This is a genomic window from Solwaraspora sp. WMMD792, from assembly GCF_029626105.1.
GTDB lineage: Bacteria > Actinomycetota > Actinomycetes > Mycobacteriales > Micromonosporaceae > Micromonospora_E.
On record NZ_JARUBH010000009.1, the window covers coordinates 3,561,332 to 3,573,857 of the forward strand.

12 protein-coding genes are annotated in these 12,526 nt (G+C 73.5%); 6 read left to right on the forward strand and 6 right to left on the reverse strand.

Going from position 1 to position 12,526, the window contains the following annotated elements; all coding sequences use genetic code 11:
• Positions 1 to 7: 7 nt before the first annotated feature.
• Genes O7629_RS16990 through crtI form a run of 4 tightly spaced genes read left to right on the forward strand, consistent with a single transcriptional unit; the run spans position 8 to position 4,181 of the window.
• Positions 8 to 610 (forward strand): GNAT family N-acetyltransferase, encoded by a 603-nt coding sequence (locus O7629_RS16990; protein ID WP_278170297.1) that lies wholly within the window; start codon positions 8 to 10, stop codon positions 608 to 610.
• Positions 607 to 1,410, forward strand: coding sequence for a carotenoid biosynthesis protein (locus O7629_RS16995; RefSeq protein WP_278170298.1), 804 nt, complete (start codon positions 607 to 609; stop codon positions 1,408 to 1,410). Before O7629_RS16990 ends, O7629_RS16995 begins: the two co-directional genes overlap by 4 nt.
• 47 nt (positions 1,411 to 1,457) lie before the next feature.
• The gene (locus tag O7629_RS17000) at positions 1,458 to 2,633 is read left to right on the forward strand and encodes a glycosyltransferase family 2 protein (protein ID WP_278170299.1); all 1,176 of its coding nucleotides are present in this window, start codon (positions 1,458 to 1,460) and stop codon (positions 2,631 to 2,633) included.
• A gap of 27 nt (positions 2,634 to 2,660) precedes the next feature.
• Positions 2,661 to 4,181 (forward strand): phytoene desaturase family protein, encoded by a 1,521-nt coding sequence (crtI, locus tag O7629_RS17005; RefSeq protein WP_278170300.1) that lies wholly within the window; start codon positions 2,661 to 2,663, stop codon positions 4,179 to 4,181.
• A gap of 17 nt (positions 4,182 to 4,198) precedes the next feature.
• Here the strand turns inward: crtI and O7629_RS17010 are convergent, their stop codons facing one another.
• On the reverse strand, positions 4,199 to 4,876 hold the full coding sequence (locus O7629_RS17010) for a CDP-alcohol phosphatidyltransferase family protein (RefSeq protein ID WP_278170301.1): 678 nt from the start codon (positions 4,874 to 4,876) through the stop codon (positions 4,199 to 4,201).
• A 41-nt stretch (positions 4,877 to 4,917) separates the two neighbouring features.
• Positions 4,918 to 5,835 carry a methylenetetrahydrofolate reductase [NAD(P)H] gene (gene metF / locus O7629_RS17015; RefSeq protein WP_278170302.1) on the reverse strand — a complete coding sequence of 306 codons (918 nt, stop codon included), beginning with the start codon at positions 5,833 to 5,835 and terminating at the stop codon, positions 4,918 to 4,920.
• 60 nt (positions 5,836 to 5,895) lie between these two features.
• Between metF and O7629_RS17020 the strand changes: the two genes are divergently transcribed.
• Positions 5,896 to 6,978, forward strand: coding sequence for a polyprenyl synthetase family protein (locus O7629_RS17020; protein WP_278170303.1), 1,083 nt, complete (start codon positions 5,896 to 5,898; stop codon positions 6,976 to 6,978).
• A gap of 22 nt (positions 6,979 to 7,000) precedes the next feature.
• Here the strand turns inward: O7629_RS17020 and O7629_RS17025 are convergent, their stop codons facing one another.
• The 4 genes from O7629_RS17025 to O7629_RS17040 all read right to left on the reverse strand — a co-directional run bounded on the left by O7629_RS17025 (position 7,001) and on the right by O7629_RS17040 (position 10,164).
• The gene (locus tag O7629_RS17025) at positions 7,001 to 8,827 is read right to left on the reverse strand and encodes a S8 family peptidase (protein WP_278170304.1); all 1,827 of its coding nucleotides are present in this window, start codon (positions 8,825 to 8,827) and stop codon (positions 7,001 to 7,003) included.
• 157 nt (positions 8,828 to 8,984) lie between these two features.
• Positions 8,985 to 9,380 (reverse strand): lycopene cyclase domain-containing protein, encoded by a 396-nt coding sequence (locus tag O7629_RS17030; protein WP_278170306.1) that lies wholly within the window; start codon positions 9,378 to 9,380, stop codon positions 8,985 to 8,987.
• Positions 9,377 to 9,817, reverse strand: a complete 441-nt coding sequence (locus O7629_RS17035) for a lycopene cyclase domain-containing protein (protein WP_278170308.1) — start codon at positions 9,815 to 9,817, stop codon at positions 9,377 to 9,379. The genes O7629_RS17030 and O7629_RS17035 overlap by 4 nt, the downstream gene beginning before the upstream one ends.
• Positions 9,818 to 9,822: 5 nt before the next feature.
• Positions 9,823 to 10,164: an Rv2175c family DNA-binding protein gene (locus O7629_RS17040; RefSeq protein WP_278174562.1), complete on the reverse strand. Its 342-nt coding sequence runs from the start codon at positions 10,162 to 10,164 to the stop codon at positions 9,823 to 9,825.
• 279 nt (positions 10,165 to 10,443) lie between these two features.
• Between O7629_RS17040 and pknB the strand changes: the two genes are divergently transcribed.
• Positions 10,444 to 12,525 carry a Stk1 family PASTA domain-containing Ser/Thr kinase gene (gene pknB, locus O7629_RS17045; protein WP_278170309.1) on the forward strand — a complete coding sequence of 694 codons (2,082 nt, stop codon included), beginning with the start codon at positions 10,444 to 10,446 and terminating at the stop codon, positions 12,523 to 12,525.
• The last annotated feature ends 1 nt before the right edge of the window (position 12,526 follow it).

Below are 12,526 nucleotides of genomic sequence, written 5' to 3' on the forward strand. Positions count from 1 at the left end.
GACCCCGATGAGGCTGGTGCCGTGGCTGCCGGACGACCTGCTGCGGCGGCTCGACGACGTGGTCACCGTGTACGGCGAGGCGATGAACTACCGGGCCGAGCTGCTGGAGGTACGCCGCGGCTACATCGCCACCCACGTGCGGCGCCCCGGGTTCCGGGCGGTCGCCACCCTCACCGCCGAAGGCGCGCTCGCCGGGTTCGGCTACGGCTACCGGTCGGCCGCCGGGCAGTGGTGGCACGACCAGGTACGCGGTGCGCTGTCGAAAACCGCCCGCAGCACCTGGCTCACCGACTGCTTCGAAGTGGTGGAGCTGCACGTGCACCCGCAGGCGCAGGGGCACGGGCTCGGCGCCCACCAGCTGCGTACCCTGCTCGGGATGGCCGCCGGCGCGACCACCCTGCTGTCCACCCCGGAGGCCGACGAGCAGCGGTCCCGGGCCTGGCGGTTGTACCGGCGATTCGGCTACGTCGACGTGCTGCGCAACTTTCACTTTCCCGGCGACGAGCGGGCCTTCGCGGTCCTCGGCCGTACCCTGCCGCTGCCCCACCCGCAGGCCGCACCGGCTGCGGGGGCCGGGCCGTCGACGGACCCGGCGCCGCAGCGGTCATGAGCGCCCGACGGGTGCTGCCCTGGGCATTGCTGGCGCTGCTGGTGCTGGCCCAGATCGGCTACCCGCTGACCGGCGGCGGCACCCGGGCCGGATTGACCGTCGCCACCGTGGTGATCGGCTTCGTCCTGTCGGTCGGCCACGCGTGGCTGACCCGGGGGCCGGCCGCCGCCGCCGCGCTGCTGCTGGTCACCACCGGCGGTGGGCTGGCGGTCGAAGCCTGTGGGGTGGCGACCGGGGTCCCGTTCGGCGGCTACGACTACGCCGGCACGCTCGGGCCGAAGCTGCTCGGCGTACCGGTGGTGATCCCGCTGGCCTGGACCTGGATGGCCTGGCCGGCGTGGTTGGTCGCGGTGCGGCTGGTCCGCCCGACGGCGGCCCGGATCGCCGTCGGCGCGGCCGCGCTGGCCTCCTGGGACCTCTTCCTCGACCCGCAGATGGTCACCGAGGGCCACTGGACCTGGCTGGACACCGACCCGGCGCTGCCCGGGGTGCCGGACGTCCCGATCGGCAACTACCTGGGCTGGCTGGCCGTGGCAGCGGTGATGATGACGCTGCTGCGGCTCACCGCCGGGGTCGACGCCCGCCGGGCCGACGGGCCGGCGGACGCCCCGATGTACGCGCTGTACCTGTGGACGTACGCGTCGAGTCTGCTCGCCCACGCGGTGTTCCTCGGGCTGCCCGCCTCGGCCGGCTGGGGCGGGCTCGGCATGGGGCTGGTGGCGGTGCCGTTCGCGGTGATGCTGATCCGGACGCGGCGGGCGACACGACCTGGTGGACGACGGCCGCGACGGGTGACATGACCAGGTGGACGGCATGACCAGGTGGACGGCATGACCAGGTGGACGGCATGACCGGGTGGACGGCGGCCGCGACGGGTGCGCTCGGCATCGTCGCGGTGCTGCTGGCGCTGACCGCGGCGACGCTGGTCAACACGCTGCGCTGGCTGCGCCGGCCCGGCCCGGCGGCACCGGTGACCGAACCGGTGTCGATCCTGCTGCCGCTGCGCGACGAGGCCGACCGGGTGGCACCGTGCCTGCGGGCGCTGCTCGCCCAACGGCAGCTGACCGACTGGTGGATCGTGGTGCTCGACGACGGGTCGACCGACGGCACCGCCGAGGTGGTCGCCGAGGTGGCCGGCGACGACCCCCGGGTACGGCTGATCACCGGTGCCCCGCTGCCGCCCGGCTGGCTGGGCAAGCCGCACGCCTGCCAGCAGCTCGCGGACGCGGTCTCCTTCATGCCGGACGGGGTACTGGTCTTCGTCGACGCCGATGTGGTCCTCGCCCCTGATGCGGTGGCCGCCGCCGTCGGCACCCTGCGGTCGGTGCCGGCGCAGCTGCTCAGCCCGTACCCGCGGATCGTCGCCGGGTCGGTCGGCGAGCGGCTGGTGCAGCCGCTGCTGCAGTGGAGCTGGCTGACGTTCCTGCCGCTGCGCGCGATGGAACGTTCGCCGCGTACCTCGCTGGCCGCCGCCGGCGGCCAGTTCCTACTGGTCGACCACGACGCGTACCGGCGGGCCGGCGGGCACGCCGCCGTGCGGGACCAGGTGCTGGAGGACATCGGGCTGGCCCGTGCGGTGAAGCGGGTCGGTGGGCGGATCGCCCTGGCCGACGGTTCGGCGTTGGCGACCTGCCGGATGTACGGGTCCTGGCGGGAGCTGTCCGCCGGCTACACCAAGTCGCTGTGGGCGTCGCTGCCGTCGCCGGCCGGCGCGGCCGCCGTCGTGGCCGGACTGTTGACGTTGTACGCGGCCCCGCCGGTGCTCGGCGTTGTCGGGCTGGCCGGGCTGGCCGCCGGGGCCGGTCCGGCGGCGGCGGCGCTGGTCGCGGCCGGTGCCGTCGGGTACGGGCTCGGGGTGGCCGGGCGGACGCTCGCCGCCCGGGCCACCGGCGGCCGGGCGATGCCGGACGGATTGGCACATCCGGTCTCGGTCGCGCTGCTCGGCTGGCTCGTGATCCGGTCCTACTATCTGCGCAAGCGACGGCGCCTCGCCTGGCGCGGTCGCCCGGTGGCCCTGCCCTGACCGAAACTGCTGCGAGGAGGAGCACCGATGAGCCGGGTGGTGGTGATCGGCGCCGGGGTCGGCGGGTTGGCCGCCGCGATCCGGCTGGCACACGGCGGGCACGACGTCACCGTCATCGAACAGGCCGACACCGTCGGCGGGAAACTGGCCCGCTGGACCCGGCAGACCCCCGCCGGTGCGTTCACCTTCGACACCGGGCCGAGCCTGCTGACCCTGCCGCAGGTCTTCGCCGACCTGTTCGACGGCACCGGCGAACCACTGGAGAAGGTGCTGGATCTGGTCGAGCTGGATCCGATCGTGCGGCACCGGTTCCCGGCCGGGCCCGGTGGGCCGGTAGGACGGCTCGACCCGTGCTGGCTCGACTCGTGCGCCGACCCGGCGACGTTCGCCGAACGGATCGCGGTGGCCTTCGGCGACGGAGCCGCCGACGACTGGCAGCGGGTGTGGCGGCGGGCCCGACGGATCTGGGACGCCTCCTGGCGGGACGTGCTGCGCCGGGAGGTCAGCTCGCCGCTGGCGATGGCGCGGATGGCGTACCGGCTCGGCGACCTGACCGCGGTCGCCCCAGGCCGCAGCCTGCGCGGGGTGCTGCGCCGCGAGGTCCGCGACCCGCGACTGCGGACCCTGCTGGAGCGGTACGCCACCTACACCGGCGCGGACCCACGGCGGGCCCCGGCGGCGCTGCTCGCCGTGCCGTACGCCGAGTTGACCTTCGGCGGCTGGTACGTGCGGGGCGGGCTGGGGGCGCTCGCCGACGCGCTGCTGTCCCGCTGCCTGGACCTGGGCGTGGTGGTGCGCACCGGGTCGACGGTCACCGCGATCGACGCGGCCGGTGGCCGGGTGCACGGCGTCCGGGTGGCCGGTGAGGCCCGTCCGGTGCCGGCCGACGTGGTGGTGGCCAACGTGGACGCGTCGCGGGTCTACCGGGAGTTGCTGCCGCACGCCCGGCGGCTGACCCGACTGGCCGACCGCAGCCTCGGCGGTTTCGTACTGCTGCTCGGGGTGCGCGGCCGGACCCCGGAGCTGGCCCACCACACGGTGTTCTTCCCGCGCGACTACGACGCCGAGTTCGACGCGGTGTTCGGTGATCCGGGGCGGGGTCGGCCGGCCCGGCCGGTCACCGACCCGACGATCTTCGTGACGGTCGCCGACGACCCGGCGGCCCGGCCGGACGGTCACGAGGCGTGGTTCGTGCTGGTCAACGCGGCCCGCCAGGACCTGTCGCTGGCCGGGGTGGACTGGCGCCGGCCGGGTCTGGCCGACGCGTACGCCGATCAGGTGCTGCGGGTGCTGGCCGACCGGGGGGTGGACGTGCGGGACCGGCTGCTGTTCCGCGAGGTGCGGACACCGGCGGACCTGGCCGCGTCGACCGGCACGCCGGGCGGGTCTATCTACGGTACGGCCGGCGGGCTGCTGCGCCCGGCGAACCGGGCACCGGCGGCCGGACTGTTCCTGGTCGGCGGGTCGGTGCACCCCGGTGGCGGGCTGCCGATGGTGACCCTGTCAGCGCAGATCGTCGCCGACCGGATCGGCCCGGCCGGCCGCTGAGTCAACGCCCAGCACCGTCAGGCCAGGGCGCGGCGGACGGCGGTGAACAGTTGGCTGAGCCCGAACAGGCCGAGCAGCACCCAGACCGAGGTGGCCAGGGTGAGCACCCCGGCGGCGAGATCCGGCGCAATCAGCGCGGCGGCACCGGCCAGCAGCAGGCCGACCAGGGCGATGCTGACCCGGGTCGGTCGCTCCCCGACCGTCACCGCGCCGATCTCCCGCATGCCGGCCGCCGCTGCCCGGGCCCGCAGGTACTCGTGCAGCCAGGACAGCGTGCCGGCGGCGACGACCAGCGGGCCGGGGGCGCCGGCCAGCCAGAAACCGAGCAGCCAGAACGCCTCACCCGCCCGGTCGGCGAGCGAGTCGTAGACGTAGCCGAGCCGGGTGGTCCGGCCGGTGACCACGGCCAGCGCACCGTCGACGGTGTCGGCGACCGCGGCCAGCAGCACCAGGCCGGCGGCGGCGAGCAGACCGGGACCGCCGCGCGGGGCGAGCACCGGCACCCCGAGGCAGAGCAGCACTCCGGCGGCGGTGACCGCGGTCGGGCCGACCTTGGCCCGGCCGAGCAGGTCGGCGACGGCGTGCGCGGCGCGCAGCCAGTAGCGCACCACCGGGGTGGCGGTGCGGGGGTCGAAACCGCCGTGCAGCCGTGCCCAGGTGACGGCGTAGTCCTGCCAGTTGAGCCGGGTCTCCACGACAGCTCAACCGCTGCGGGACGGCTCGGGTGGCGGGCCGGTCACGCCCGGGTGCCGGCGGCGACGTTGAGCCACACCTCACGGGTGGCCGTCGACCGGTTCATGGTGATGAAGTGCAGACCCGGCACGCCCTCGTCGATCAGCCGCTGGCAGAGCTGGTTGGCCTGGTCGATGCCGAGCCGGCGGACCGCGTCGGCGTCGTCGGCGACCTGGGCGAACTGGGCGGCCAGCGCCGGCGGGAACGGGGCACCGGACAGCTGCTCGGAGCGCTCAATGGTGGCCAGTTTGGTGACCGGCATCACGCCGGGCAGGATCGGGGTGTCGCAGCCCGCCGCTGCGACCCGGTCCCGCAGCCGCAGGTAGTCGTCGGCGTCGAAGACCATCTGGGTGATCGCGAAGTCCGCGCCGGCCCGGCACTTGCGGATGAAGTACCGGGTGTCGGTGGCGATGTCCGGCGAGCGCGGATGTTTGTACGGGAAGGCGGCCACGCCGACGCTGAAGTCACCCGACTCGCGGACCAGCCGGACCAGGTCCTCGGCGTAGTGCACGCCCTGCGGGTGGGCGACCCACTCCCCGGTCGGGTCGCCGGGCGGGTCACCGCGCACGGCGAGCACGTTGCGGACCCCGGCACCGGCCAGCCGGCCGATGACGTTGCGCAGCTCGGCGACCGAATGGTCGACGGCGGTCAGGTGCGCCATCGGCAGCAGGGTCGTCTCGGTGGCGATCCGTTCGGTGAGGTCGACCGTGGTGTCCCGGGTGGTGCCGCCGGCGCCGTAGGTGATCGACACGAACGACGGCCGCAGCGGCTCCAGCTCGCGGATCGCCTGCCAGAGCAGCTGCTCGCCGGCGGGGGTCTTCGGTGGGAAGAACTCGAACGAGAAGGTCGGCTGGCCGGCGCGGATCAGCTCCCCGATCGACGGCTGCGAGCCGGGGAGTACGGACGGTAGACCGAGAGCCACGCAGCCGACTGTACCGGGTGGCCTGCGGGCGGCGCATCGACCAGCCGATAGCGTCAGGGAGTGGCAGACAGCATCACGGTGGCGCCGACCGATCGGGCCGACCTGCGTCGACGTGTCGACCGGGCGTTGGCCGACTTCCTCCAGGGCCGGCGACGCTGGCTGGGCGACGTCGACGAGGCGCTGCTGCCGGTGGCCGCGGCGATCGAGGACTTCGTGCTCGGCGGCGGCAAACGGCTGCGGCCGGCGTTCGGCTACTGGGGTTACCGGGGAGCCGGCGGCGGCGACTCACCCGAGGTGGTCGCGGCCCTGGCTGCACTGGAGTTCGTGCAGGCCAGCGCCCTGATTCACGACGATCTGGTGGACGGTTCGGACACCCGGCGCGGCGAGCCGTCGATCCACCGGCGGTTCGCCGCGCACCACCGGCGCAGCGGGTGGCGCGGGCCGGCGGACGGCTTCGGTGCCTCGGCGGCGGTGCTGCTGGGCGACCTGTGCCTGGTCTGGTCCGACGAGCTGCTGCACGGTGCCGGGCTGACCGACGGGATGCTGCGCCGGGCCCGGCCGGTCTTCGACGAGATGCGCACCGAGGTCACCGTCGGGCAGTACCTGGACGTGCTCACCCAGTTCACCGGCGACACCTCGGTGCACCGGGCCACCCAGGTGGCCCGGCTCAAGTCGGCGAAGTACACCGTGGAGCGGCCGCTGCTGCTGGGCGCGGCGTTGGCCGACGCGCCGGCCGCCGTCGCCGCCGGCTACTCCGGGTACGGGCTGCCGCTCGGTGAGGCGTTCCAGCTGCGCGACGACGTACTCGGGGTGTTCGGTGACCCGGCGCTCACCGGCAAGCCGGCCGGTGACGACCTGCGGGAGGGCAAACGCACCTTCCTGGTGGCGTCGGCGTACCGGACGACGTCGCCGGCCGGCCGGGCGTTGCTGGACGACCGGCTCGGTGACCCGGCGCTCGACGCCGACGGGATCGAGCGGCTGCGCGAGGTGATCGTGGCCAGTGGTGCGTTGGCCGTCACCGAGGCGCGGATCACCGAGCTGACCGAGCGGGCGTTGACCGCGTTGGCGCCGGTGCCGGTCGAGCCCGAGGCCGGGCAGGTGCTCCGGGAGCTGGCGGTGGCGGCGACCACCCGTACCGGCTGACCGCCGCCCACCCCAGACCGGCTCAGCTCAGCCGGTAACTGTTGGCGAAGTTGTTCGGGCTGCAGACGTTGAGCTGGCTGCGTACCTGGTCGTAGCTGAACCCGGTCGGCACCCGGCAGGCCCACATCCCGACCACCGGCACCCGGATCCGGTAGCTGTTGGCGAAGTTGTTCGGGCTGCACGTGTTGAGCCGGTTGGTCACCAGGTCGTAGGTGTACCCGGACGGGACGGTGCAGGTGGAGATGTTGTCCCTGGGCAACCGCAGCCGGTAGCTGTTGGCAAAGTTGTTCGGGCTGCATTCGTTGAGCCGGCTGACCACCAGATCGTAGGTGTAGCCGGACGGCACCGAGCAGGCGTAGGTGCCGTCCAGGTTCTGCCCGACCGTCCAGCTGAAGGCGGTCGCGGCGGTCCGGTTGGCGGCGTCGCGGGCGGTCACCGTCACGCTGTACGTCCGGACGGTCGTCGGCGTTCCCGAGATCAGCCCGGTCGAGGAGTTGATCGACAGCCCGGCCGGCAGCCCGGTCGCCGACCAGGTGTACGGCGCGGTCCCGCCGGAGGCGGTCATCCGCAGGCTGACCGCGACGCCCCGCAGGGTGTTCTGGGCGCCCGGGTTGTCGACGGCCGGCATGCCCGGCGTACCGCCGCCGGTGTTGACGAACAGCAGCCGGTTCGGCGAGCCGCTTCCCGCGTTGGTGATCTTGTTGGGGGTGGCGATGGTGGACATCGCGGTGGCGACCTGGGCGGGGGTCAGGTTCGGGCTGGCTGCAAGGATCAGCGCCGCGCCGCCGGCGACGTGCGGTGCCGCCATCGAGGTGCCGCTGATCGTGTTGGTGGCGGTGTTGCCGGTGTGCCAGGCCGAGGTGATGCCGACCCCGGGGGCGAAGATGTCGGTGCAGCTTCCGTAGTTGGAGAAGGAGGCACGGGCGTCGTTGCTGGCGCTGGCGTTGACGGTGATTGCCTGGCTGACCCGGGCCGGGGTGAAGTTGCAGGCGTTGGAGTTGGAGTTGCCGGAGGCGATCGCGTAGACCACGCCGTCGGCGATGGAGTTGCGTACCGCGTTCTCCAGGGTGGTGTTGCTGCCCTGGCCGCCCAGGCTCATGTTGGCCACCGCCGGACCGGAGGCGTGGTTGCCGGTCACCCAGTCGACCCCGGCCGTCACCGCGGCGAACGAGCCGCTGCCGGCGCAGTCGAGCACCTTCACGGCGACCAGGCGGACCGCCTTGGCCACCCCGTACGAGGTGCCGCCGACCGTGCCGGCGACGTGGGTGCCGTGCCCGTTGCAGTCGGAGTTGCTGCCGCCCACGGTGTTGACCCCCCACACCGCCCGGCCACCGAAGTCGCTGTGCGTGGTACGGATGCCGGTGTCGATGATGTACGCGGTGACGCCGGACGCGGTGTTCGGGTAGGTGTAGGCGTTGTCCAGTGGCAGATTCCGCTGGTCGATCCGGTTCAGGCCCCAGGACGGCGGGTTGGTCTGGGTGGCGGTGGTCCGCACCTCGCCGTTCTGCTCGACGTAGGCCACGTCGGGGTGGGCGGCCAGCCGGCGGGCGGCCCGCTCGCTGAACCGGCCGGCGAAGCCGCGCAGCGCGTGTCGGTAGGTGTAGTCGACGCGGGCACCGTACCGGCCGGCCAACGTGCTGGTGAGCGCGTCCACCCGGTGGGGAGACGCGTCACGGTCGGCGAAGACGACCAGGTAGCTGTCCTTGATGGCGGTCGGGTTGGCGGTGCCGAGGATCTCACCTGCGGCCTGCGCGGGTGCGGCGGCGACGGTGCTGAACGCCAGCAGCGCCGCCAGGGCCGCACCGACGGCGGCGAGCCGCCTGCCGCGAACATGTCGAACCTTTCCCATGACAGATTTCTCCCCTTCGGGCAGAACAGAACGGGGTATAGGTAGGTTCGCGCGACCGTGGTACGGACACTAAACGATCAGATGACGCAGATCAATGCATCACATCGCGACGAATTTTGCCGTAAACAAATCGGTGCGAATTCGTAGCAGTTTCTGGTCAATGCTCGTCTCCGGGGGCTGCTGCGGACTGGCGCGCCCGGCGCCGCCGCCGCAGCCGGGCGAGCAGCCAGTCGCCCTCGCCGGCCGCCGGGGTGCGCTGCACGCCGCGCCGCCCCAGCCACACCCACACCGACAGGGTGAACAGCACCATCGCGAAGCCGAACAGCAGATCCTCGACCGGCGCGTACGCGATCCGCAGCCCGACGATAGCGGCCGGGTCGTAGCGCACGATGGCACGGCCGGTCAGGATCCCGTTGGAGAGCAACTGGAAGCCGACGATGATCGGGTAGGTCGCCCAGAAGACCGCCCGCAGCACCAGCCGGGTACGCAGCACCACGAGGTCGACCAGCACGGCGGCCACCACCCCGAGCAGCGCGGCGACGGTGTAGCTCACCGGACTCGCCGCCGGCCGGCATCGGCCCCGTCGCCGGCCCGACTGCGGTCGGCCTCGTCGCCCGCCGGCCGGTGATCGGCCTCGTCGCCGGCCGACCAGCGGTCGTCGGGCCGGCGTGGGCGGCCGGGCGGGGTGCGCACCGCGCGGACCGCCTCGAACCCCAGCACCGTGCAGATCGGCACGACCACGAAGAACAGCAGCTCGTCCAGTGGCAGCTGGCCGGGCAGCAGCACCCCGGTCGTCTGGGCGGGGTCGAAACTCCAGTGCCCGGCGGCGATCGCGGCCAGGTCCCAGGCCACGAAGACCACCACCACCGCCAGCAGGGTCAGGGACAGCCGACGCCAGCGGCGGAGCACGTTGACCCGCAGCACCGGCTCCAGCCAGATCGCGGCGAACAGGCAGCCGGCCAGCACCGCCAGGTAGCTGAGCTGACCCATGCCGGTCAGAAACCCTCGGCCTGTGCCCGACGTTTCACCTCGCGGGCGCGGTCCCCGCCGAGCGCAGTCGCGGGCGTGCCGGGCAGCGAATCGTCCGGCCGGTACAGCCAGCCCAGCATCTCCTCGTCGGAGAAGCCGGCGTCGTGCAGCAGGGTCAGGATGCCGGGCAGGTGCTTGCGTACGGTGTGGTTGGCCACCAGTTCGGCCGGCACCCGGCGGACCCCGTCACGCCGGACCGCGAGCAGTTCCCGGTCCCGGATCATCTGGTGGACCTTGCTGATCGTCACGTCGAGGCGTTCGGCGACATCGGGCAAGGTCAGCCAACCGGCCGGCTCGCCGACGGTCACCGGCCCGGTCCCACCGGAGGCCGGCTGCGCTGAGGTCGAGGCGGGATCTGTCACGTCACCACCCTGCCACGCACCGGCCCCGCCGGCACCACTGACCCCGTCCTGACGCGCCAGGTGAGCCCGTCCGGTTGCGCCGCGACGGGTCGCCGTTCGGCGGGTCGGGGCGGGTTGCCAGTTGGTTGCCGTACGCTGCCGGCAGGTAACGGTTTGGCCCGGTTCGGCGGACCCGGCCTGATCGGAGTTCTGCCCTCCCCCTGCGGCCGCATAGACTGCCTGCCGATGGACACACAGGTCGCCGACTCGCTGCTGGGCTCGTTGATCGACGGGCGGTACCGGATCCGTGCCCGGGTGGCGCGGGGTGGCATGGCGACCGTGTACACGGCGACCGACGAACGGCTCGAACGCACCGTCGCGCTGAAGATCATCCATCCGACGCAGCTCAACGACGTGCAGGGCCGCGACGCCGGGTTCCTCGACCGGTTCACCGACGAGGCCAAGACCATCGCCCGGCTGACCCACCCCAACGTGGTCGCCGTCTACGACCAGGGCACCCACCTCGGGCTGCCGTACCTGGTGATGGAGTACGTCCGGGGCCGGACGCTGCGCGACGTGCTGGCCGAGCGACGGCGGCTCAACCCGGGCGAGGCGCTGGCGATCCTGGAGCAGATGCTGGCGGCGATCGGTGCCGCCCACCGGGCCGGACTGGTGCACCGCGACGTCAAACCCGAGAACGTGCTGGTCGCCGAGGCGCCGACCGGCGGCGCCGGGAACCTGATCGACAGCGTCGTGAAGGTCGCCGATTTCGGCCTGGCCCAGGCCGTGCAGGCCAGCGCCGAGGCCGGCGGCGGACAGTTGATGGCCACCGTGGCGTACGTGGCGCCGGAGCTCGTCACCCAGGGCCGGGCCGATCCGCGTACCGACGTCTACTCGGCGGGCATCGTGCTGTTCGAGATGCTCACCGGCCGGGTGCCCTACGACGGCGACCGCCCGGCGGAGGTCGCCTGGCAGCACGTCGACCAGGACGTGCCCCCGCCGTCGCAGTCGGTGCCGGGTGTCCCGGCGATGGTCGACGACCTGGTCGTCCGGGCCACCCGCCGGGATCCGGGTGAACGCCCCACCGACGCCGGGGCGCTGCTGTCCGACGTCCAGGTGGTCCGCGACGATCTCGGCAACGCGAGCGCCAACACGGCGGTGCTGCGCCAACTGGCGCAGCCGACGATGGCGGTCTCGCCGGTGCCGGAGGCCGAGCGCCCGTCCTGGGCCCGGCTGCCGGAGCCGAAGGACCGACGGGACCGGTCGGCACCGCGCCGACGGGCCGCCTCCAGCACCGTGGTCCGCTCGGCCGCCGCCGGTGGGCCTCCAGTGATCGCCAGCGGCGGGGCCGACCCGGCGCCCGGCCGGCGGCGCGGCGCCGAGCGGAGTCGGGCGAAGAGCACCGAACAGCCCGGCGGCGCAGGTGCCGGCGGGCTGCGGGACCGGCTGGCGGAGGATCCGCGGGCCCGGCTGGCGGCGATCGCCGGGGCGCTGGTGTTCCTGCTGCTACTCGGGGTCGGCGGCTGGTGGCTCGGGGCCGGCCGGTACACCGTCGCGCCCAGCATGGTCGGCCTCGACCAGGCACAGGCGCAGGCACTGGCCGCGCAGCGCGGCCTCACGATCAGCGTCGCCGACCCCCGGCACGACGAGACCGTCGCCCGCGATCTGGTGCTGGCCCAGGATCCGCCCGGCAACGGCCGGATCGTCCGCGGCGGCGAGATCACCCTGACCTTCTCCCTCGGCCCCGAGCGCTACGCGGTGCCGGACGTGGTCGGCAAGACGCTCGACCTGGCCCGGGTCGACCTGGAGAAGGCGCAGCTGGTGTTGGAGCAGGCGGCCGACCGGTACGACGACAACCTGCCCGCCGGCGTGGTGGCCGCCGTCGACCCGCCGGTCGGCACCGAGGTGCAGGCCGGCGACGTGGTGAAGGTGACGGTCAGCAAGGGCCGGGCCCCGATCACCGTGCCCAACGTGGTGGGGCTCAACGTCGACGAGGCACGCCGGATGTTGGAGGAGCTCAAGCTCGAGCCGCTGGTCGCCTCCGAGGAGTCGGACAAGCCGAAGGACCAGGTCATCGGTCAGGAGCCGGCGGACGGCGCCGGGGTGGAAGAGGGTACGGAGATCAGGCTCAGGGTGAGCGAGGGCCCGCCAGCGGTCGTCGTGCCGAGGATGATCGACCGACCCTGCCAGGAGGCGCTGGCCGAACTGCAGGGCCTGGGCTTCCCGGTCCGGGTCGACTTCAACCCCAACGGCACGGTCCGCTATCAGAGCCCCAACGACGGTTCCGAGGTGCCGCCGGGCACCGAGATCGTGATCGGCTGTCTCTGAG

Coding starts and splice junctions, on each gene's coding strand:
- O7629_RS16990 (WP_278170297.1), top strand. CDS start 8: ATGAGGCTGGTGCCGTGGCTGCCGGACGACCTGCTGCGGCGGCTCGAC.
- O7629_RS16995 (WP_278170298.1), top strand. CDS start 607: ATGAGCGCCCGACGGGTGCTGCCCTGGGCATTGCTGGCGCTGCTGGTG.
- O7629_RS17000 (WP_278170299.1), top strand. CDS start 1,458: ATGACCGGGTGGACGGCGGCCGCGACGGGTGCGCTCGGCATCGTCGCG.
- crtI (WP_278170300.1), top strand. CDS start 2,661: ATGAGCCGGGTGGTGGTGATCGGCGCCGGGGTCGGCGGGTTGGCCGCC.
- O7629_RS17025 (WP_278170304.1), bottom strand. CDS start 8,827: ATGGGAAAGGTTCGACATGTTCGCGGCAGGCGGCTCGCCGCCGTCGGT.
- O7629_RS17035 (WP_278170308.1), bottom strand. CDS start 9,817: ATGGGTCAGCTCAGCTACCTGGCGGTGCTGGCCGGCTGCCTGTTCGCC.
- pknB (WP_278170309.1), top strand. CDS start 10,444: ATGGACACACAGGTCGCCGACTCGCTGCTGGGCTCGTTGATCGACGGG.